General features: G+C 69.9%; 15 protein-coding genes and 1 riboswitch. Of the genes, 5 read left to right on the top strand and 10 right to left on the bottom strand.

Features of this window, described 5'->3' with window-relative positions; translation table 11 throughout:
• Nucleotides 1–11: 11 nt before the first annotated feature.
• Together ACQ3HE_RS14970 and ACQ3HE_RS14965 are read right to left on the bottom strand one after the other, a co-directional pair.
• Complete coding sequence (locus ACQ3HE_RS14970) at nt 12–806, bottom strand: alpha/beta fold hydrolase (RefSeq protein ID WP_430893274.1); 795 nt, start codon at nt 804–806, stop codon at nt 12–14.
• 34 nt (nt 807–840) lie between these two features.
• Entirely contained in the window at nt 841–2,565 is a 1,725-nt protein-coding gene (locus tag ACQ3HE_RS14965; RefSeq protein ID WP_430893273.1) for a thiamine pyrophosphate-binding protein, read from the bottom strand.
• A gap of 222 nt (nt 2,566–2,787) precedes the next feature.
• On the opposite strand from ACQ3HE_RS14965, the gene ACQ3HE_RS14960 reads away from it, so the two are divergent.
• Entirely contained in the window at nt 2,788–3,975 is a 1,188-nt protein-coding gene (locus ACQ3HE_RS14960; RefSeq protein WP_430893272.1) for a DUF4192 family protein, read from the top strand.
• On the opposite strand, the gene ACQ3HE_RS14955 is transcribed toward ACQ3HE_RS14960, so the two are convergent.
• Nucleotides 3,960–5,417 carry a helix-turn-helix domain-containing protein gene (locus ACQ3HE_RS14955; RefSeq protein ID WP_430893271.1) on the bottom strand — a complete coding sequence of 486 codons (1,458 nt, stop codon included), beginning with the start codon at nt 5,415–5,417 and terminating at the stop codon, nt 3,960–3,962. The genes ACQ3HE_RS14960 and ACQ3HE_RS14955 overlap by 16 nt on opposite strands.
• A 123-nt stretch (nt 5,418–5,540) precedes the next feature.
• Between ACQ3HE_RS14955 and ACQ3HE_RS14950 the strand changes: the two genes are divergently transcribed.
• Nucleotides 5,541–7,406, top strand: a complete 1,866-nt coding sequence (locus ACQ3HE_RS14950) for a phosphoenolpyruvate carboxykinase (GTP) (RefSeq protein ID WP_430893270.1) — start codon at nt 5,541–5,543, stop codon at nt 7,404–7,406.
• A 43-nt stretch (nt 7,407–7,449) separates the two neighbouring features.
• Here ACQ3HE_RS14950 and ACQ3HE_RS14945 read toward each other — a convergent pair whose 3' ends face one another.
• From ACQ3HE_RS14945 to ACQ3HE_RS14915, 7 genes are all read right to left on the bottom strand, one after another.
• Nucleotides 7,450–9,378, bottom strand: coding sequence for an ABC transporter ATP-binding protein (locus tag ACQ3HE_RS14945; protein ID WP_430893269.1), 1,929 nt, complete (start codon nt 9,376–9,378; stop codon nt 7,450–7,452).
• A 182-nt stretch (nt 9,379–9,560) separates the two neighbouring features.
• Nucleotides 9,561–10,907 carry an MFS transporter gene (locus ACQ3HE_RS14940; RefSeq protein WP_079707347.1) on the bottom strand — a complete coding sequence of 449 codons (1,347 nt, stop codon included), beginning with the start codon at nt 10,905–10,907 and terminating at the stop codon, nt 9,561–9,563.
• 203 nt (nt 10,908–11,110) lie between these two features.
• On the bottom strand, nt 11,111–11,581 hold the full coding sequence (gene ribH, locus ACQ3HE_RS14935; protein WP_079707346.1) for a 6,7-dimethyl-8-ribityllumazine synthase: 471 nt from the start codon (nt 11,579–11,581) through the stop codon (nt 11,111–11,113).
• 83 nt (nt 11,582–11,664) lie between these two features.
• Nucleotides 11,665–12,948, bottom strand: coding sequence for a GTP cyclohydrolase II (gene ribA / locus ACQ3HE_RS14930; protein WP_430893268.1), 1,284 nt, complete (start codon nt 12,946–12,948; stop codon nt 11,665–11,667).
• Nucleotides 12,945–13,640 carry a riboflavin synthase gene (locus ACQ3HE_RS14925; RefSeq protein ID WP_079707344.1) on the bottom strand — a complete coding sequence of 232 codons (696 nt, stop codon included), beginning with the start codon at nt 13,638–13,640 and terminating at the stop codon, nt 12,945–12,947. Before ACQ3HE_RS14925 ends, ribA begins: the two co-directional genes overlap by 4 nt.
• 21 nt (nt 13,641–13,661) lie before the next feature.
• The gene (gene ribD / locus ACQ3HE_RS14920; protein ID WP_244175685.1) at nt 13,662–14,738 is read right to left on the bottom strand and encodes a bifunctional diaminohydroxyphosphoribosylaminopyrimidine deaminase/5-amino-6-(5-phosphoribosylamino)uracil reductase RibD; all 1,077 of its coding nucleotides are present in this window, start codon (nt 14,736–14,738) and stop codon (nt 13,662–13,664) included.
• A gap of 80 nt (nt 14,739–14,818) precedes the next feature.
• Nucleotides 14,819–14,980: riboswitch (FMN riboswitch) on the bottom strand.
• A 90-nt stretch (nt 14,981–15,070) separates the two neighbouring features.
• Nucleotides 15,071–16,057 (bottom strand): sugar-binding transcriptional regulator, encoded by a 987-nt coding sequence (locus ACQ3HE_RS14915; protein WP_064294816.1) that lies wholly within the window; start codon nt 16,055–16,057, stop codon nt 15,071–15,073.
• A 134-nt stretch (nt 16,058–16,191) separates the two neighbouring features.
• On the opposite strand from ACQ3HE_RS14915, the gene ACQ3HE_RS14910 reads away from it, so the two are divergent.
• From ACQ3HE_RS14910 to glpK, 3 genes are all read left to right on the top strand, one after another.
• The gene (locus tag ACQ3HE_RS14910) at nt 16,192–17,928 is read left to right on the top strand and encodes a glycerol-3-phosphate dehydrogenase/oxidase (protein WP_430893267.1); all 1,737 of its coding nucleotides are present in this window, start codon (nt 16,192–16,194) and stop codon (nt 17,926–17,928) included.
• Between the two features lie 147 nt (nt 17,929–18,075).
• Nucleotides 18,076–18,828, top strand: coding sequence for an MIP/aquaporin family protein (locus ACQ3HE_RS14905; protein ID WP_430893266.1), 753 nt, complete (start codon nt 18,076–18,078; stop codon nt 18,826–18,828).
• Between the two features lie 101 nt (nt 18,829–18,929).
• On the top strand, nt 18,930–20,444 hold the full coding sequence (gene glpK / locus ACQ3HE_RS14900) for a glycerol kinase GlpK (protein ID WP_079707342.1): 1,515 nt from the start codon (nt 18,930–18,932) through the stop codon (nt 20,442–20,444).
• Nucleotides 20,445–20,469: the final 25 nt, after the last annotated feature.

Below are 20,469 nucleotides of genomic sequence, written 5' to 3'. Positions count from 1 at the left end.
ACCCAGGACAGTTACCCCTGCTCAGCGAGGAACGCCAGCACGGCGTCCTTGAACGCCCGCGACGAGACCGCGTTGAAGTGTTCGCGGCCGGGCAGCCCCACGTAGCGGGAACCGGCGGCTTCGGCGAGCCGCCGACTCCCGGCGGCGACCGCGTCGTCGTCTCCGGTCACGAGCAACATGGGCAGTGGCGGCACCTCGGCCGTGCTCGGCTGCGGTCCTCCGCGGAGGCCGTCCACCAGGGCGATGAGCGCCTCCACGTCGTTGCCCGGGACGCCCTCGGCCATCGTCACGTACGTGTCGGTGAGGGCGTGGGCGATCGTCGTCCCGGTCCTCACATGGTGACGGGCCGCCTCCAGGTCGAAGTCGCGGAGCGAGTCGCCCTCGGGGAGACCGCCGAGGCTGAGCGAGCGCACGCGGTCGGGGTGCCGGACGCCCAACCGCCAACCCACCCGGGAGCCCAGCGAGTACCCGAGGTAGTGCGGCTCGTCGACGCCGTAGCCGTCGAGGACGGACAGGACGTCGTCGACGAGGATGTCGAGGCGGTATGCGGCCGGATCCGTCGGTTTGTCCGAGGCTCCGTGACCGCGTTGGTCGAGGGTCAGCAGGCGGTACCCGGCGCGCGTGAGCGTGCGTGTCCACCCGGCGAGGTCCCAGTTGAGTCCGGCGCTCGAGGCGAAGCCGTGCACTGCGATGATCGTGCCGAGGTCGCCTGTGCCCGGAGCCGGTTCGTGGAGGTACGTCGCTACCCGGATACCGTCCGTCGACATGACGTAGGTGGGTGCGGTCGGGGCAGGCTGAGGAAGCACCCGTCAACGATACCCGCGGTGGCTCCGCGCAGGCTCAGTCGACGGCGACCGGTCGTGGTCCCTGCTGCATCATCTCGGAGAGGTACGGGGCGACGACGCTCGTGGAGATGCGGCAGTCGAGCAGGAGGACGCCCTGCGCTCCGGCGTGGACCCAGTCGGTGAGTCCGTCGAGGTCCGCGAGCGTGTCGATCGTCACGCCCTGGCCCCCCAAGGCCCGCGCGAGGGCGGCGAAGTCGACCTCGTCGATGAGCATCGGGGTCTGGTCGAGTCCACGCGAGCCGTACTGGTGGACCTCGGCTCCGTAGGCCGCGTCGTTGAAGACCACGATCACGCCGCTCGGCACCGTGCGGATGACGGTGTCGAGGTCGGGGAGCGCCATGAGGCCGCCGCCGTCGCCGGTGCAGAGGACGGTGGTGCCCGTGTGCCCGGCCGCCGCGGCACCGACAGCGCTCGGGAACCCGAGTCCGATCGACTGGTAGGCCGTCCCGACCATGACAAGGCGGTCGGGGGAGGGGATGTCGAGGTACATCGGCGCCCAGCCGATGAAGTGGCCGCCGTCCTGCACGACCGTGCGGTCGGCCGGGAGCAGCTCGTCCAGTCGGTGCGCGAGGCTTCGTGGATCGAGGCGCCCGTCCGCGCACAGCCCGTCGCCGGTCGAACCGTCACCCAGGTCGCGGTCGAGGTGCGGTGCTGGGCGGGCTCGGCCGGCCGACGCGACCCATCCGGACCCCGCGCCGTCGGAGAGCCGTTCCAGGAGACCTGCGGCTGCGAGGGCCGCGTCACCGTGGATGAGCTCGTCGACCCTGGCGTTCGTCGGGGCGTCGGCGAGGTCGACCTGGATGACGTGCGCATCGGCGGAGAAGGCCTCGCCGAACCGCATCGTGAACTGGTTGAGGCCGGCGCCGACGACGAGCACGACGTCCGCTTCGGCGATGCGTGTCGCGGCGTGCTCCGTCGCGAAGCCGCCGGCCACCCCGAGATCACGGGGGCTGGAACCGAAGAGCCCGCGTCCGAGCGCCGTGGTGGCGGTGTGGGCGTCGAGCCGCTCGGCGAGCTCGCCGAGGACGGGTCCGGCGTCGGCCAGCCAGGCTCCACGCCCGGCCAGGATGAGCGGACGGTGTGCGCTGCGCAGGGCGGCGGCGGCGGTGTCCAGGCGCCGTGCGACGGGCTCCACGCGGGACGGCCGGACGAGCGCCGGGTGGTGTGGTGTCCCGTCCGCCCGCAGCGGCTCGTCGGACGCCACGGCAGCGAGGTCGTAGGGGATCGCGAGCACGACCGCGGTCCGGCGGTGGACGGCGTGCTCGATGGCCCGCAGCGTGGTCGCGGTGGCGTCGTCACGACCGACGGTGAAGGTGGGGGCACCGAGCCCGGCGGCGATCTGGAACTGGTCGACGTCCCAGGGGCGGGCACCGGTGGTCGGGGCGTCACCGACGACGAGGACCAACGGGATCTGGGCCATCACCGCCTCCGCGAGGGGTGTCAGGGTGTTGGTGAATCCGGCTCCGTAGGTCGCGGTCGCGGCAGCGAGACCGCCGCCCGCGCGGGCGTAGGCGTCGGCTGCGGCGACACCGCCGGCCTCGTGCCGCATGGCGGTGAAGCGGGTCGTGGTCGAGGCGAGGGCGTCGAGAAGGTGCGCGTTGCCGTTGCCCATGACGCCGAACACCTCGGAGACATGGCGGCTGAGTGCCTGTGCCACCCGGGCGGAGACGGTGGAGGAGCGGATCGACGTGAGAACGGTCGACGAAGCGTGTTCGGACATGGGAGACCTTCGAGAACGTGGACGGATGGGATTCCGTGTGTGTCTCGCCGGTGCTGGCCGCGCTATCGCCCTTTTTTCGAGCAACGACCCCGTGTTGCGGAGTCTGACGAGCACACTCTACTCCGCGGTGACCGCGCTGCACAGTGCGGCCGCGACAGCATCCGCTCCACATGCGTGACGCCTGCCGGGCAGTCGGACCCGGGTTCGATCGAGGCTTGCTCCATGACCCACATCGTGCAGGCCAATGCGGCCGAAGACCTCCTCGCCCTCATCCCCGGACTCGTCGGAAGCACTCCGAGATCGAGTCTCGTCGTCGTCCTGTTCGCGGGCCGTCACAGCCGCGGCGCACTCCAGGTGCACCTGCCGGCCGGAACGGACGTCGACCGGCAGGTGGCGGACGCCGCCGCGGAGCGCGCCCTCGGATTCGCCTGCCGGGCCCCGGGTGTCGACGCCATCGTGCCCGTGGTCTACACGGACGACGCGTTCGGAGCAGGGGCGGAGCCGCCGGGCAGGACCATCGCCGACGCGGTCCTCGAGCTGGCGAGCGCACAGGGGTTCACGGTCAAAGACGCGCTCTGCTCGGCCGCTGACGGCTGGGGCTCCTACCTCGACCCTGGACTCCCCGCCGGAGGGCGCTCGCCGGGGATCGTGGCCTCGGCGGCGGTCCCGCCGGTCCCACCGCTCCCGTGGGAGCTCGTCACGACCGAGGTCCCGCGGGTGGACGTGGCGACGTTCGCAGCCGTCGACCTCGAGTACCGGGTGCTCTGCGCTCGACTGGCCTCCATGCTCGACGCGGCCGCCGATCACGCGCGCACGACCTGGCGGATCGACGTCGGAGACGCCGTGGAACGACTCGACGGCCTTCCTGCGGTCTTCGAGGACGCGCTCGCCCGCGGCGTCGATGCGATGACCGCTCGGGAAGTGGCCTTCCTGTTGCTGAGCCTGTCACGCCCGTGGGCGAGCGATCTCGCACTCATGCAGTGGGCGTTCGGGCGCGAGCTGGGCGAGGAACTCGACGACGCCGAACGCGCGTACGGGCATCTGCCGGTCGGGACGGACGACCCGGAGGTGTTCCACCGGGTCGCCCACCTGCTGGTCGGCGACGGACCGCATCCCGACGTCCAGCGCATCCGTGCGGCGAGCAGCCTGCTCCTCGGTGTCGCGGCGCGAGCGTCGGAGCCGGCACGCGTCGCGCCGCTCGCCATGCTCGCCTGGCTGTCGTGGGCGCTCGGTCAGAGCACGCGCGCGGCCGCCTTCCTCACCGAGCTGATCGACGAGGAGCTGGACCACCCGCTGGCGGCGACCGTCGGTTCGCTGATCCGCCAGGGGCACCTCCCGGCCTGGGCGTTCTGCAGCACCCCGGGAACACACGACGGCGTCGCCGCCCCCAGCGATCAGCCCGCCGCGTGACGCTCGAGGAAGTCGTAGACCTCGGAGTCGTCGACGCCGGGGAAGGTGCCGCTCGGCAGCGGGGAGAGGATGTGGGTGTGCAAGCGGGCGCTCGGCCAGGCCTGCTCCCGCCACTTGTCGGCGAGGTCCGACGGCGGTCGACGGCAGCAGGTCGGGTCCGGGCAGGTGGAGACCGCACGCGTCGTGGTCTCCCGTCCGCGGAACCACTTCGCCTCGCCCCAGGGCACGCCGACCGAGATCGAGAACTCCCCGGCCTCGGTCGTGCCGGTCTGCGTCGCGCACCAGAAGGTACCGGCCGGGGTGTCGGTGTACTGGTAGAGCTCCGTGGTGCGGTTCGTCCGCGCGAAGGCGTTCCGCGCGCTCCACTTCCGGCACACGATCTGGCCCTCCACCGCGCCCGTCACGTCGACGGGCAGCGGCAGCGCATCGTTCTCATAGGCCTTCGAGATCGCCCCGTCCTCGGAGACCCGCAGGAAGTGCAGGCGCATGTCGAGCCGGGCGGTCGCCAGGTTGGTCAGGCGCAGCGCCGCGGCCTCATGGGTGACCCCGAAGGCGTCGCGGAAGTCCTCGACGGCCAGGTTGCGATCGCGCTTGGCCTGCTGCAGGAACGACACCGCGGCCGTCTGCGGCATGAGCGCCGCCGCAGCGAAGTAGTTGATCTCGAGCCGTTGCCGGAGGAACTCGGCGTAGCTCGTCGGACGCTGGTGCCCGAGCAGGCGGTGCGCCATCGCCTGCAGGGCCATGGACCGCAGGCCGTGCCCGCCGGGGATCGACGCCGGTGGCAGGTAGATGCGCCCGTTCTCGAGATCGGTGACGCTGCGCGCGGAGTGCGGCAGGTCGTTGACATAGATGAGGTCGAAGCCGAGCTGTTCCGCCATGATGCTCACCGTGCGGTGGGTGAGTGCGCCGGTGCTGTGTCCGGCACGCAGCACGCGCGACTCCGCGAGTTCCTCGATCTCGGGCAGGTGGTTGTCACGCTCCCGCATCCACTCCCGCAACTCGGTGTTGGCACGCCGCGCCTCCTCCGGGGTCGCGATCGCCTCGCTCGCGTGCCGCTGCAGTTCGCGGTGCAGGCCCACGAGTGCGCGGAGGGCCTCGTCGGGGATGCCCTTCGACGGCTTGACGATCGGCAGGGTCAACTCTCCGTAGAGGGCACTGCGCTGGAGGCGGTCCAGCTCGATCTCCAGCGCCGCGCGGGGGTTGGGTGCCTCCTTCGACAGGAGGTCGGTCAGGTCGACGCCGAGCGCGGTCGTCAGCTCCTGCAGCACCGACAGCTTCGGCTCGCGCTTCCCGTTCTCGATGAGGGAGAGCTGGCTCGCCGCCAGGCCGACCCGTTCACCGAGGTCGTCGAGGGTGAGGCCTCGCCGGGTCCGGAAGTGCCGGATCCGGTGGCCGAGCGTGAGGAGTTCGACAGCGGCGGTCGATGCGAGAGTCGGCGTCATTCCTTCACCGTATCGAAAGAACCGCGATTGTTGAAAGGTGAAAGGCCATCAAGATCGACCGAAACGGGCGCATGGTGGCTCTACGACCACTTCTTGACCGTCCCACCAACGCCGGAGGAACGCATGTCCATCGCAGCACTGATTCCCGATACCGCACCCGCTCCCGCCGCCCGCGTGGGGCTCCGAGCGGTGCCGCGCCCGAAGCGGACCGGCCTCGACGAGCTGCACGCCTGGGTCGACGAACTGGCGGCCCTCCTGGAGCCGTCCGCGATCCACTGGGTCGACGGCTCCGCGAGCGAGTCGCACCGGCTCACCCACCAGCTCGTCGAGGAGGGGAAGCTGATCAAGCTCAACCCGGAGTGGCGGCCGAACAGTTTCCTCGCCCGCAGCGATCCGCGCGACGTCGCGCGCGTCGAAGACCGCACCTTCATCTGCTCCGAGCAGGAGGAGGACGCCGGCCCGACGAACAACTGGCGGGATCCCGCGGTGATGCGCGACGAATTGCACGGGGTCTTCGCCGGCAGCATGCGCGGTCGCACGATGTACGTCGTACCGTTCTCGATGGGCGCGGTCGGCGGGCCGCTCTCGCAGCTCGGCGTCCAGATCACCGACTCGGCTTACGCGGTCCTCAGCATGGGCATCATGACGCGGATGGGCGACCGCGTCCTCGAGCTCATCGCCGACGGACAGCCGTGGGTCCGGACCGTCCACTCGGTCGGCGCTCCGCTCGAAGCAGGGCAGGCCGACGTGGTCTGGCCGTGCAACGACACCAAGTACATCGTCCAGTTCCCGGAGACGCGCGAAGTGTGGTCGTTCGGTTCCGGCTACGGCGGTAACGCACTCCTCGCGAAGAAGTGCTTCGCGCTGCGGATCGCCTCGGTCATCGGACGCGACGAGGGTTGGTTGGCCGAGCACATGCTGCTGGTCCGGGTCGTCTCGCCAGAGGGCCGGGCGTTCCACATCGCCGCCGCGTTCCCCTCTGCCTGTGGCAAGACCAACCTCGCGATGCTGCGGCCGACGATCCCCGGGTGGACGGTCGAGACCCTCGGCGACGACATCGCGTGGATCCGGCCCGGCGACGACGGCCGTCTGTACGCCATCAACCCGGAAGCAGGCTTCTTCGGGGTCGCACCCGGCACGGGCGCCGGCACGAATGCGACAGCCGTCGACACCCTGTGGGGCAACACGATCTTCACCAACGTCGCGCTCCGCGACGACGGAGACGTCTGGTGGGAGGGACTGACCCCCGAGCCGCCCGCCCACCTCGTCGACTGGCAGGGGCAGGACTGGACGCCCGAGTCGGGGCGCCCGGCGGCCCACCCGAACTCGCGGTTCACCGTCGCGGCGGCGCAGTGCCCGTCGATCGCCGACGACTGGGACGCGGCCGACGGTGTCCCGCTCGACGCGATCCTCTTCGGCGGGCGTCGTGCCACGAACGTCCCGCTCGTGGTCGAGGCCAGCAGCTGGGAGCACGGCGTGTTCATGGGTGCGACGATCTCCTCCGAGCAGACTGCCGCCGCCGAGGGCACGGTCGGGGAGCTCCGTCGCGACCCCTTCGCGATGCTCCCGTTCTGCGGCTACAACATGGCGGACTACTGGAGTCACTGGTTGCGGGTCGGCGGTGCACTCGAGCACGGCAAGGCGCCGCGGATCTTCCAGGTCAACTGGTTCCGGAAGGATGCCGACGGCTCCTTCCTGTGGCCTGGCTTCGGCGAGAACTCGCGGGTCGTCGAGTGGATCGTGCGGCGGCTCGAGCACGAGGTCGATGCACGGGAGTCGGCGATCGGCCGGCTGCCCGTCCTCGACGAGCTGAACCTCGACGGCATCGACGTGCCGGACACCGACCTCGACGCCCTGTTCGCCGTCGATCACGAGTCCTGGCTCGTCGAGTGCGACCTCACCGAGTCCTTCTTCGACACCTTCGGCAACCGGGTCCCGGCCGCCCTCCGTGCGGAACTCGCCGCCCTGCGCTACCGCCTCCGGTCCTGATGCGTCCGCTCGCTCGCCCGACCACGGTCGGGCGAGCGGAGCGTCACACGAGGAGCTGGTGCTTCGCGAGTTCGCGGTAGAGCGGGACCTCGGTCACGAGGTCGCTGTGGGTGCCGACGCCGACCACCCGACCCTCCTCGAGGACGACGATCTGATCGCTGTCGACGACGGTCGAGAGCCGGTGCGCGATGACGATGAGCGTGCGTCCCGTCGCGACCGCGTCGATGGCCTCGCGCATCATCTGCTCGTTGACGCCGTCGAGGCTCGAGGTCGACTCGTCCAACAACAGGATCGGGGGAGCCGCGAGGATGGCGCGCGCGATCGCGAGGCGTTGCCGCTCGCCACCCGACAACATGATGCCGTCCTCGCCGACCGGAGCGGCGAGACCGAGCGGGTTGCGGTCGAGGACCCCGCCGAGGTTGACCGCGTGCAGCACGCGCTCGCAGTCGGCGTCGCTCGCATCAGGTGACGACAGCAGCAGGTTGTCGCGCAGCGTGCCGGCGAGGACCGGGGCGTCCTGCTCCACGTATCCGATCTGGTCCCGGAGGTCGGCGCGGGGCATCGTGCGGATGTCCACGCCGCCCAGGCGGATGGCTCCGGCCGTCGGGTCGTAGAACCGTTCGATGAGCCCGAGGATGGTGCTCTTGCCGGCGCCGGACGGTCCGACGAGCGCCGTGCGTCTGCCCTGCATCGCGGCGAAGGACACCCCACGGAGCACCTGACGACCGAGCGCGGACTGCGCCTCGGTGAGTCGGGCGGCATCGGCGGCGACGACCTCCGGCGCGCTGGTGCCCTCGCTCAGCGCCTCGGTGGCAAGCGCTTCCGCTGCGGCCCGTTCGCGCTCGATGACCGCCGCGTCCGGGTAGGCGAACTCGACCCCGTCGAACTCGATCGCCGGAGCGGACGCTGAGGCGGTCCCGGGACGTCCGACCCGCGCGGCGATGGCCGCGTCGTCGTCGCCCTCGTCGGGCAGGTCGAGGATCTCCTGGATCCGACCGAGCGCTCCGAGCGCCTGGTTGACGCTCGTGATCGCGCCGAAGGCCTGGCCGAGCGGCATGATCATCATGAACAGGAAGAGGATGAACGCGACGAGACTCGCGATGGTGATGGCCCCGGACGCGACGCGGAACCCACCGACGCCCAGGACGACCAGGAACGAGGTCTGCATGGCGATGCCGGCGACCGGGACGACCAGCGAGGAGATCTTCGCGATCCGCACGCCGACGCCGTAGACCTCCTTGGCCACGCCGTCCACCGCGTCGATCTCGCGGTCGGTCGCGTTGGACGCCCGGATGGTGCGGATGGAGCTGATGGCGCGCTCGACCGCGGCGGCGAGCTCACCCACTTTGGTCTGCTGCTCGCGGCTGGCGACGCGGATGCGTCCGCTCAGGGCGACGACCACGACGACCGAGACGATGACGACGAGGAGGGTGAGACCCAGCAAGACGGGGTCGATGATGGCCATCGCGATGAGTGCGCCGAGGAAGGTGATGGCACCGCCGACGGCGTCCACGAAGCCCTGCGTCAGGACGGCGTAGAGCATGGTCGTGTCGCTGCCGACCCGCGAGACGAGGTCGCCCGTCCGGCGCGTGTCGAACTGGCTGATCGGCAGCCGGAAGATGCGCGCGATCAGCTGGCGCCGGGAGGAGTACACGACCCCGGTGCCGGCGCGCTGGAGGAGGTAGTGCTGGTACCCGCTGATGACGCCGGAGACCACGACGAGCCCGACGAGGAGCCACGCCAGGTTGCCGAGCGACCGGCCCGCCTCGACGACCCCGATCACCTGGCTGACGATGAGCGGCTGGGCGAGTGACGCGGCCGCTCCGATGACGCTCAGGATGATGACGACGATGAGGATCGAGCGGTGCTCGAAGATGTACGGCATGAGCTGCTTGAGGCTCGCGCGGGGACCGTCGTCCTTCGGTCGGCTGAACGGGTTGCGGCTGCGTGCCGGGCGCGCTGGGGTGCTCATGGTGCTCTTCCTCCGAGGTGCGGTGCGCGGCTCCGAGACGTCCATGGCGACGGCGCACCGTGGTTCAACTCTAGGCGACGGTCGCACGCGCCGAGCCCGAAGCCGACGCACCGAGCGCCCACGCACCGAGGGCCGGTGCGCGGAGACGTCCTCCACGCACCGGCCCTCGGTGGGCGCCTCGATCAGGCGTCGATGTCGACGTCCTTGGTCTCCTTGGAGACGATGAGGGCGACGAGCGTGATCAGGGCCATCGCCGAGAGGTAGACGCCGACCCAGAACGGGCTGCCGCCGCCGGCGCTCCACAGCGCGACGGCGATGAACGGTGCGACCGCGGCACCGAGGATCGACGACACGTTGTAGGAGATCCCCGACCCGGTGTACCGCACGTTCGTCGGGAACAGCTCGGGCAGCAGGGCGCCCATCGGTCCGAAGGTGAACCCCATGAGGCTGAATCCGATGATGAGCCAGATCATGACCCCGGTGAACCCGGCGCCGAGCAACGGGACCCAGACGAGACCGAACACGAGGATCGCGCTCGTCACGACGATGAGCGTCTTGCGGCGTCCGTACTTGTCGGCGAAGGGACCGGACACGAGCGTGAAGATCCCGAAGAAGACCACGCCGGCGATGAGCATGAGCACGAAGGTCGTGTAGCTGTAGCCGAGCCCGGCGACCGGGGCGTCGAGTGGCGCACGGCCGTAGCTCAGGGAGAACGTCGTCATCAGGTAGAAGAGCACGTAGGTGGCGAGCATGAAGAAGGTGCCGAGGAGCAGCTTGCGCCAGTGCAGCTTGACGACGCTCGCGAGCGGCGACCGCTGCACCTTGCCCTGCTCCTTCGCGTTCGTGAACGCGTTGCTCTCGACGAGACGGAGACGGACCCAGAGGCCGACGATGACCATGACGACGGAGAAGAGGAACGGGATGCGCCAGCCCCACTCGAGGAACGCCTCGGACGGCATGGACGGGTCGTCGCTCGGCAGGATCGCCGCGATGATCAGGAACAGTCCGTTGGCGATGATGAAGCCGATCGGCGCACCGAGCTGCGGGAACGTGCCGAACAGGGCACGCTTGCCGGTCGGCGCGTTCTCCGTCGCGACGAGGGCGGCGCCCGACCATTCGCCGCCGAGCGCGAAGCCCTGACCGATGCGGAGGATCACGAGGAGCAGCGGGGCGACCCAGCCGACGAGCTGGTAGGTCGGCAGCAGGCCGATGAGGAAGGTCGCGATCCCCATGGTGAGGAGGGCGCCGACGAGGGTCGCCTTCCGACCGCGTTTGTCGCCGAGGTGCCCGAAGATGACGGCACCGACGGGGCGGGCGACCATCGCGGCGCCGAACACGGCGAAGGAGGCGAGGAGACCCGCGGTCGGGTCCTCACTCGGGAAGAAGAGGTGCGGGAAGACGAGGACGGCGGCCGTCGCGTAGACGTAGAAGTCGTAGAACTCGATCGTCGTGCCGATGAGGCTGGCGAGGACGACTCGGGAGCGCGGATTGACCGGGGCCTTGGTGACTGGGGTTGCTTCGAGAGACATGCGTGCGCGTTTCGGTTCGGGAATGGACGCCGTCGAAGCATCAGCACCGGTCGCGCACGCCCGCCGACGACGGCAGGATCAGAGGTTCGCCCGCTTGTGGCAGGACCATGACACTGTACGCCGAAGTACGGCATTCCGGTATTCGGTTGCCCGGACGGGCGTATACCGATACCGGAATGCCGCGTGATGCGCCTCTGCTCGGGTCAGCCGCGCAGCTCGCGGAGGACGATCGCGGTCGCGACGGCGGCATCAGCGGCCTCCGCTCCCTTGTCCTCCTTCGACCCGGGCAGCCCTGCGCGGTCGAGCCCCTGCTTCTCGTCGTCGAGGGTGAGGACGCCGAAGCCGACGGGCTTGCCCGTCTGGATGCTGACCTGCGTGAGGCCACTCGTCGCAGCGTCGGAGACGTACTCGAAGTGCGGCGTGCCGCCACGGATGATGACCCCGAGTGCGACGACCGCGTCGGCCCCGGCCTCGAGGGCGGCCTTGGCGACGACCGGGAGTTCGAAGCTCCCGGGGACCCGCACGAGGCGGTGGTTGGCGCCGCTCGCATCGAGGGCCTTGACGGCTCCGGCGATGAGACCGTCGGTGATGGTCTCGTGCCAGGTGCCGGCGATGACGACGATGTCGAGGCCGGTGCCGTCGACGCTGATGGTGGGGGATCCTTCGCCGCTCATGCGGTCTCCTGTCTTCTTCCCTCGAGCGCGTCGAGGGGTTGGTGGTGTTCTCGCTCCTCGAGGGAATCGAGGGCGGCGGTGGACTACTGGTGGGGGTGCGGTTCCGGTGCGAGCTCGAACCCGATGCTGTGGCCCATGCGGTCGCGCTTCGTCTCGAGGTAGCCCTCGTTGAACAGGCCGACGCCGACCACCAGCGGGACGCGCTCGCTCACGGCGATGCCGTGGTTCGTGAGCTGTCGCTCCTTCTCCGGGTTGTTCGAGAGCAGGCGCACGGAGGTGATGCCGAGGTCCGTCAGGATCGCGCTCGCCGCCGTGTAGTCGCGGGCGTCGGCCGGCAACCCGAGCGCGAGGTTGGCGTCGAGGGTGTCGAGACCGTCCTCCTGCAACCGGTAGGCGCGCAGCTTGTTGACGAGGCCGATGCCGCGCCCTTCGTGCCCGCGCAGGTAGACGACGACACCGCCGTGGCGCTGGATGGTGTCCAGAGCACTGTCGAGCTGCGGACCGCACTCGCACTTGAGCGAGCCGAACGCCTCGCCGGTCAGGCACTCGGAGTGGACGCGCACGAGCGCACCGTTGGCCTGCGGGTCGCCGGCGATGATGGCGACGTGGTCGGCACCGGTCCTGCGGTCGCGGTAGGCGCGCAACCGGAACGAGCCGTGCGTCGTCGGGACGGTCGTCTCCACCTCGAACGACACGTTCGACGATTCGGGGATGGCCGCCTGGGCGGCGCGTTCCTCGGCGCAGACCGCAGCCGCATCGGGGTTCTCCTCGAGGAAGGCGATGAGTGCGGCGATCGTCGTGACGAGCACGCCCTCCCGCTCCCCGAGCGCGATGAGGCCGGGCAGGCGCATCATCTCGCCGTCGTCGGCGACGATCTCGGAGATCGCCCCGACGGGGACCAGCCCCGCGAGCTTCATGAGGTCGACGGCCGCCTCCGTGTGGCCGTCGCGCTCACGCACCCCGCCGTCGACGGCGCGCAACGGGACGATGTGTCCGGGGCGCGAGAGACTGGCGGGCACGGCTGCCGGGTCGGCGAGCACGCGCAGGGTGTGGGCGCGGTCGGCTGCGCTGATGCCGGTGCTGAGCCGGTCGGCCGCGTCGACCGTGACGGTGTACGCGGTGCCTCTGGGGTCCTCGTTGAGCGCGACCATCGGCGGGAGGGCCAGGCGGTCGGCGATCTCGTTCGTCATCGGTGCGCAGATGAATCCGGAGGAGTGTCGGACCGTCCACGCGATCCACTCCTGGGTGGCGGACTCCGCGGCGAGGATCACGTCGCCCTCGTTCTCTCGGCCCTCGTCGTCGGCCACGATGACCGGTCGGCCCTGGCGGAGTGCCTCGAGGGCCTCCGGGATGCTGGCGATGCTCATGCGTTGCCCCTTCCGGTGGCGGTGGTGCCGACCGGGTCCGCGGACTGCGGATCCTGGCCGATGCTGCTGGGGAGTGCCGACTCGAGACGGCTGAATGCGAGCATTCGCTCGACGTGGCGGGCGAGGATGTCGGTCTCGAGGTTCACACGATCGCCGGGGACCCGCTCACCGAGCGTCGTCGCGGCCAGCGTCTCGGGGATGAGGGACACCTCGAACCAGGCTTCCGGTGCGTCCGGTGCGCTGATGGCGCTGACGGTGAGCGAGACGCCGTCGACGGTGATCGATCCCTTGTCGACGACGAGCGGCGCGAGTGCCGCGGGGAGCGAGACGCGCACGACGCGCCAGGCCTCGCCGGGCACCGTGGCCAGGACGGTGCCGGTGCCGTCGACGTGCCCTTGGACGATGTGGCCACCGAGGCGGTCGCCGACGCGGGCCGCACGTTCGAGGTTGACCGGAGATCCGACCGTGACGCCGTCGAGCGAGCTCATCGCGAGGGTCTGGGCCATGACGTCGGCCGTGAACGTCTCGCCGGTCTGCTCGACGACGGTGAGGCAGACACCGCTCACGGCGATGGAGTCCCCGTGCCTGGTGCCCTCGAGGGCGAGCGGGCCGCGGACGGTGAACCGTGCCGAGTCCTCGCCGTGGTCGATGGCGACGATCGTGCCGAGTTCTTCGATGATGCCCGTGAACATGGGTGGTCCATTCTCTGGGGGTCAGGCGGTGAGGTGGTGGGCGGCCGAGGCGGAGACGCTGCGGTCGGGTGTCGTGATGACGAGGAGGTCGTCGCCGAGTCGTTCGACGCCGACGGTGGTGAGGCGGATCACATCGCCGATGGTGTCGACACCGAGGTCGCCGATCGCGAGGCGAGGGCCGCCGAGGAGCACGGGGGCGAGGTAGGTGAGGACCGTGTCGGCGAGTCCTGCGCGGAGGAACGCTGTGGCGATGGTCGGGCCGCCCTCGATGAAGACGCTCCGGACGCCCGCGGCGCGGAGCTCGGCTAACAGCGCAGCCGGATCATGCCCGTGGTGGACGACGACCGGCCGGGGGTGGCGGTGGACGGCGGCGTCCAGGGGGATCTGGCGATCGCCCATGACGACGGGCAATGGCTGCTCGGGCAAGAGGTCGCCGCGGTCGTCGCGAGCGGTGAGGCTCGGATCGTCGGCGAGGACCGTCCCCGTGCCGACGAGGATCGCATCGTGGGCGGCCCGTCGACGGTGGACGTCGTCGCGCGCGGCATCGCCGGTGATCCAGCGGCTCGTGCCGTCGCTCGCGGCGATCCGCCCGTCGAGACTCGAGGCCCACTTCACCGTCACGAGCGGACGCCCGAGGCGGGCGGTGGTGAGCCAGTCACCGAGGAGGTCCTCCGCCGGTCCGGCGAGTACGCCGCCGACGACGGTGACGCCGCCGTCGCGGAGTCGTTCCGCTCCACCTCCGGAGTGGTGGCCGGGGTCGTCCACGGCGAACACGACGCGCTCGACACCGGCCTCGAGGAGCGCGACGGCACACGGTCCGGTCCGGCCCGTGTGGTTGCAGGGTTCCAGGGTGACGACGGCCGTCGCGCCGCGGGCCGCTCCGGGAGCGAGGTGGGACAGGGCGTCGACCTCCGCATGCGGGGTGCCGGCTCCACGGTGCCAGCCCTCGGCGAGCACGGTGCCGTCGGCGTCGAGGACGACGCAGCCGACGCGGGGGTTGACGCCGCGGGCCGGGCCGTTGGCGGCGAGTTCGAGCGCGCGCAGCATGGCCTGCTCCTCGCGGACACTCGCCTGCGGTGCCTCGGTTCCTGCGCTCATCTGTCCGTCATCTCGGTCGGTACTGACACGAGTTCCGGGGTCGCGGGCAGGTGCTCGCCGGCGTCGACCATCGGCCGACGCCCGTGCTTCCTTCCATCCGGACTCGAACGCCGCCTGCGAGCAGACGCGTTCATAACCGTCGGTCCTGGAGTTCCACCAGGTCAACCGGGCCTCGCTTGCGCGAGACACGGGTCGCGGACTATCACCGCCGGTTCGGACTCTCACCGACCCCGGAGCACGTTACGTGTTGTCGATTCTAGGTCAACGGGCTGAGTGGGTGCCCTATTCCCGGTTCGGATGACGCCCGGTTGCAGCGCCTGATGCGGCCGGGGTCAGCGCTGGGCGTCGTGCTGGTCGATCGCCGCGCGGGCGGTCCCCTCGTCGACCACGAGGTCGGAGATGAGCCCGCCCGCCAACGCCCCGAGGAGCGGGGGCACCTTGGCGGCTCCCGCGACCACGCAGATCCGACGGGAGACGCCGCGCAGCACGTCGAGATCGGGCCCGGACGCACGATTGTTGAAGGGGATGTCGCGCCAGGAACCGTCGGCGCGGAAGAACACGGTCGCGACGTCCCCGACCGCCCCGGCGCTCGCGAGCGCCTCGAAGTCGCTGTCGTCGAGGTAGCCGCCGACGTAGACGTGGCTGGGCACCCCCGAGAGCTGCGAACCGAGACCGAACAGCGCGACGTCCATGCGGCGTTGGATCTCGAGCACGCGTCGGATGCTGCGTTCCCGCCAGAGGGCCAGCTTGGTCGACGGGTCGTCGAAGAAGGCGGGCACCGCGAACTGCTGCGCGTAGGCCCCGTAGGCGTCCGCGTACCGATGCAGGATCTCACTCGCGTAGAGGATGCCCGAGGTGCGCGTGTTGGCCGCACCGTTCAGCTGGACGATCTGCGAGTTGTGGGTCCGCTTGGGGGTGAGGTGCCTCGCCACCGCACTCACGGTCGAGCCCCATGCCAGGCCGAGCGTCATGTTCGAGTCGAACACCGAGCCGAGAAAACGTGCAGCCGAGAGGGCGACCCGCTCCAGGCGGTCGATGTCGCTCGTGTGGTCGGGGACCGGGACGATGTGGGCGGTCACGCCGAACCGGTCGCGGAACTCCGCCTCGAGCCGCGACGGCATGTCGTGCGGGGAGCGCACCTGGATGTCGACGAGCCCGCTTTCCCGCGCATATCCGAGCAGGCGGGAGACCGACGACCGGGAGGTGTGGAGCTCCTGGGCGATGGCCTCCATGGTGAGGTCCTGCACGTAATACAGCTGTGCGGCGCGGAGCGCCTCGGCCGTCCGGTCCGGCTGGCTGAGCGCGTCTGCGAGCGACATCGGGTCTCCTTGCACGTTTGTTCACTAGGGCTGTTCAGAGTTGCAGCGGGTGTCACGATGTATTCAGTCACATCATTCAGCGGCGCGCAATCCCGGCAGCGTCGCGTACCAACCGCGAAGAAGCGAGGCATCTCATGTCCCTCAAGTCGTCAGCTCCCCGTTCCACCGTCCAGTCCGTCATCGACCGCCCGCAGGCGTCGGTGCTCATCATCGGCGGCGGCATCAACGGCATCGCGACCTTCCGCGACCTCGCGCTCCAGGGCGTCGACGTCACGCTCGTGGAACGCAACGACTGGGCCTCCGGCGCCTCTGCCGCGTCGAGCCACATGATCCACGGCGGCATCCGGTACCTCGAGAACGGCGAGTTCCGCCTCGTCCAGGAGTCGGTGCAGGAGCGCAACGGGCTCATCAAGATCGCGCCGCACTACGTGAAGCCGCTCGAGACCACGGTCCCGATCTTCTCGACCTTCTCGGGCATCCTCTCTGCACCGCTGCGCTTCCTCACCCACAAGCAGGGCAAGCCGCAGGAGCGTGGCGCGCTGCTCATCAAGGTCGGCCTCACCGCGTACGACTCCTTCTCCCGTGACGGCGGTAGCGTGCCGCGTCACCGCTTCCACGGCCGGAAGAAGTCCCTCGCCGACCTGCCGAAGATGAACCCGGGCCTCAAGTACACGGCGACCTACTACGACGCCTCCATGCACGACCCGGAGCGTCTCGCACTCGACGTCCTCATGGACGGCCTCGCCGCCGGCCCGCACGCCCGCGCCGTCAACTACGTCGAGGCGGTCGGCATGGGAGCCGACGGCGTCGAGCTCCGCGACACCGTCACCGGCCAGACCTTCACCGTGACGAGCGACGTCGTGGTCAACACCTCCGGCCCCTGGACCGACCTCACGAACGCCGGCCTCGGCGAGCCGACGACCTACATGGGCGGCACGAAGGGCTCGCACATCGTCCTCGACAACCCGGAGCTCTACGCGGCCACCAAGGGGCGCGAGATCTTCTTCGAGCACGAGGACGGCCGCATCGTCCTCATCTACCCGCTCAAGGGCAAGGTCATGGTCGGCACGACCGACATCGACGCCGACCCGAGCACCCCGAGCGTCTGCACCGAGGAGGAGGTCGACTACTTCTTCGACCTGGTGAAGCACGTCTTCCCGACCATCGCGACCTCGCGCGAGCAGATCGTCTACCGGTTCTCCGGCATCCGCCCGCTGCCGAAGCACGACGACGAGGCCCCCGGCTTCGTGTCGCGCGACTACCGGATCGAGCGTCGGGCCGCCGCTGCACGTCCGTCCACCACCGTGTTCAGCCTCGTCGGCGGCAAGTGGACCACCTTCCGGGCCCTCGCCGAGCACCTCAGCACGGACGTGCTCAACACCATCGGGGCCCCGCGCCCCGTGGAGACCCTCGGCCTCGCGATCGGCGGCGGCGCCGGCTTCCCGCGCACCGACTCGGCGACGCGCACCTGGGTCGCCGCGCACGAGGACGGCATCGGTGCCAAGCGTGCCGAGCAGCTGCTGGGCCGGTACGGCACGAAGGCCGCCGCACTCCTCGAGCACCTGTCCGAGCACGGCGACGACCGCTTGCAGGGCGCTGCCGACTACAGCGTGCAGGAGCTGGAGTTCCTCGTCGAGCAGGAGCAGGTCGTGCACCTCTCCGACGTGCTGCACCGTCGTACGAGCCTCGCCTTCACCGGATCGCTGACCGCCGGCCTCGTCGACGAGATCGCCCGCGTCGTCGGCGGTGTCATCGGGTGGGACGACGCCGAGCGGGCCGCGCAGATCACCGCAGCGCTCGACCGCCTGCGCGACGCCCACCAGGTCGACCTCCGGGTCGACGCCGCCAAGGAGGCCCCGGCGTTCTCATAATGCACGAATGTGCAGGCAAGGCCCTTGTCCTGTGCAACAGGAGCTGGCTATCTTACAAGCAACTGGTCAGTGCAACCTCGCCCAGCGGGGGCTCGCGCCTCGGCGTCGGCCCCCACACGGCCACACCTATGAAAGGTCAATGAAGACATGAACCTCGGAACCATCTTCCTCTCCGAGACCGTGGGGACGGCGATGCTCGTCCTCCTCGGTACCGGTGTGGTCGCCACGGCGATCCTCACGAAATCCAAGGGCCTCGGTGGCGGCTGGCTGCTCATCAACTTCGGTTGGGGCCTCGCGGTCTTCGCCGGTGTCACGGTGTCCTACGCCTCCGGCGGACACCTGAACCCCGCCGTCACGATCGGCTTCCTCACCACGGGGTCGATCGACTTCGGTACGGCGCTCGTCTACTGGGCGGCGCAGATGGTCGGTGCCTTCATCGGTGCCGTGCTGACGTACTTCGCCTTCAAGCAGCACTTCGACCAGGAGGAGGACCCGGGCAAGAAGCTCGGTGTCTTCTCGACCGGTCCGGAGATCCGCAGCTACGGCTGGAACCTCGTGACCGAGGTCATCGCGACCTTCGTCCTCGTCTTCGTCGTGATGTCCTTCGGCAAGACCGGCCCCGACGCGGTGGTCATCGAGGGCGTCCCCGGGGGACTCGCGGCCCTCGGCGCCCTTCCCGTCGCCCTGCTCGTCGTCGGTATCGGTGCCTCCCTCGGTGGCCCGACGGGCTGCGCGATCAACCCGGCACGTGACCTCGGTCCGCGCATCGCCCACGCCCTCCTCCCCATCAAGGGCAAGGGCAAGAGCGACTGGTCCTACGCCTGGGTGCCGGTCGTCGGCCCCCTGCTCGGTGGTGTCCTCGCGGCCCTCGCCTCGATGGTGCTGCTCCCGGCCGTCTGACCTGACGCTGCGGCGGTGACCGGACACGATCACCGCCGCGGCACCCCGGGGTACCGGTTCCGGTGCCTCACCTCGCAACGCACGCAACGAAGGAGTATCCAATGGCGGACTACGTCATCGCAATCGACCAGGGGACGACGAGTTCCCGGGCCATCGTCTTCGACAAGAGCGGATCGATCGTCTCGACGGGCCAGCTCGAGCACGAGCAGATCTTCCCGAAGGCCGGCTGGGTCGAGCACAACCCGAACCAGATCTGGAACAACACCCGCGAGGTCATCGGCCAGGCGCTCAGCAAGGCCAACATCACCCGGCACGCCATCGCGGCCATCGGCATCACGAACCAGCGCGAGACCGCCGTCGTCTGGGACAAGACCACCGGTCAGCCCGTCTACAACGCGATCGTCTGGCAGGACACGCGCACCCAGGACATCGTGAACCGCCTCGCTGCGGACGGTGGCGTCGAGCGCTTCAAGAAGACCGTCGGCCTGCCGTTGGCGACCTACTTCTCCGGCACGAAGATCGTCTGGATCCTCGAGAACGTCGAGGGTGCTCGTGAGAAGGCCGAGGCGGGCGACCTCCTCTTCGGCACGACCGACAGCTGGGTCATCTGGAACCTCACCGGTGGTGTCAACGGCGGCGTGCACGTCACCGACGTCACCAACGCCTCGCGCACGCTCTTCATGGACCTCGAGACCCTGCAGTGGGACGACGAGATCCTCAAGGCGTTCGGCGTCCCGAAGTCGATGCTCCCGGAGATCAAGAGCTCCTCCGAGATCTACGGCCACGCGTCCGACGACAGCCTCCTCCGCGAGACGCCGATCGCCGGCATCCTCGGCGACCAGCAGGCGGCGACCTTCGGTCAGGCCGCCTTCCAGCAGGGCGAGGCCAAGAACACCTACGGCACCGGTAACTTCATCATCTTCAACACCGGTGAGGAGATCGTCCACTCCGAGAACGGTCTGCTGACGACGCTCGGCTACAAGCTCGGCGACGCGAAGCCGCACTACGCGCTCGAGGGTTCGATCGCCGTGACCGGTTCGCTCGTCCAGTGGCTGCGCGACAACCTCGGCATGTTCTCCTCCGCTCCCGAGGTCGAGGCGCTCGCCAAGACCGTCGAGGACAACGGTGGCGCGTACTTCGTGCCGGCGTTCTCCGGGCTGTTCGCGCCGTACTGGCGTCCGGACGCCCGCGGTGCGCTCGTCGGGCTCACCCGGTACGTCAACAAGGGCCACATCGCCCGGGCCGCCCTCGAGTCGACCGCGTTCCAGACGGCCGAGGTCATCGACGCCGTCAACGCCGACTCGGGTGTCCCGCTGACGGAGCTCAAGGTCGACGGCGGCATGACCGCCAACGACACGCTCATGCAGTTCCAGGCCGACATCCTCGGTGTGCCGGTCATCCGACCGGTCGTCGCCGAGACCACGGCGCTCGGCGCTGCCTACGCGGCCGGTCTCGCCGTCGGCTTCTGGTCCGACCTCGACGACCTCGCGAAGAACTGGCAGGAGGACAAGCGCTGGGAGCCCAACATGGACTCCGCGGAGCGCGACCGCCTCTACCGCAACTGGAAGAAGGCCGTCACGAAGACCTTCGACTGGGTCGACGACGACGTGCAGTAGTCCCGACCGACCGGAACGGCCCGTC

The organism is Plantibacter auratus (assembly GCF_050587365.1).
Taxonomy (GTDB): Bacteria; Actinomycetota; Actinomycetes; order Actinomycetales; family Microbacteriaceae; genus Plantibacter; species Plantibacter auratus.
The sequence above is the reverse complement of the archived record's forward strand: the minus strand, read 5'-3'. Positions and strand labels throughout refer to the sequence as shown.

What these genes read in the sequence shown, in the direction of transcription:
- ACQ3HE_RS14965 (WP_430893273.1), bottom strand. Translation starts at nt 2,565, where the DNA reads ATGTCCGAACACGCTTCGTCGACCGTTCTCACGTCGATCCGCTCCTCC.
- ACQ3HE_RS14960 (WP_430893272.1), top strand. Translation starts at nt 2,788, where the DNA reads ATGACCCACATCGTGCAGGCCAATGCGGCCGAAGACCTCCTCGCCCTC.
- ACQ3HE_RS14955 (WP_430893271.1), bottom strand. Translation starts at nt 5,417, where the DNA reads ATGACGCCGACTCTCGCATCGACCGCCGCTGTCGAACTCCTCACGCTC.
- ACQ3HE_RS14950 (WP_430893270.1), top strand. Translation starts at nt 5,541, where the DNA reads ATGTCCATCGCAGCACTGATTCCCGATACCGCACCCGCTCCCGCCGCC.
- ACQ3HE_RS14945 (WP_430893269.1), bottom strand. Translation starts at nt 9,378, where the DNA reads ATGAGCACCCCAGCGCGCCCGGCACGCAGCCGCAACCCGTTCAGCCGA.
- ACQ3HE_RS14940 (WP_079707347.1), bottom strand. Translation starts at nt 10,907, where the DNA reads ATGTCTCTCGAAGCAACCCCAGTCACCAAGGCCCCGGTCAATCCGCGC.
- ribH (WP_079707346.1), bottom strand. Translation starts at nt 11,581, where the DNA reads ATGAGCGGCGAAGGATCCCCCACCATCAGCGTCGACGGCACCGGCCTC.
- ribA (WP_430893268.1), bottom strand. Translation starts at nt 12,948, where the DNA reads ATGAGCATCGCCAGCATCCCGGAGGCCCTCGAGGCACTCCGCCAGGGC.
- ACQ3HE_RS14925 (WP_079707344.1), bottom strand. Translation starts at nt 13,640, where the DNA reads ATGTTCACGGGCATCATCGAAGAACTCGGCACGATCGTCGCCATCGAC.
- ribD (WP_244175685.1), bottom strand. Translation starts at nt 14,738, where the DNA reads ATGAGCGCAGGAACCGAGGCACCGCAGGCGAGTGTCCGCGAGGAGCAG.
- ACQ3HE_RS14915 (WP_064294816.1), bottom strand. Translation starts at nt 16,057, where the DNA reads ATGTCGCTCGCAGACGCGCTCAGCCAGCCGGACCGGACGGCCGAGGCG.
- ACQ3HE_RS14910 (WP_430893267.1), top strand. Translation starts at nt 16,192, where the DNA reads ATGTCCCTCAAGTCGTCAGCTCCCCGTTCCACCGTCCAGTCCGTCATC.
- ACQ3HE_RS14905 (WP_430893266.1), top strand. Translation starts at nt 18,076, where the DNA reads ATGAACCTCGGAACCATCTTCCTCTCCGAGACCGTGGGGACGGCGATG.
- glpK (WP_079707342.1), top strand. Translation starts at nt 18,930, where the DNA reads ATGGCGGACTACGTCATCGCAATCGACCAGGGGACGACGAGTTCCCGG.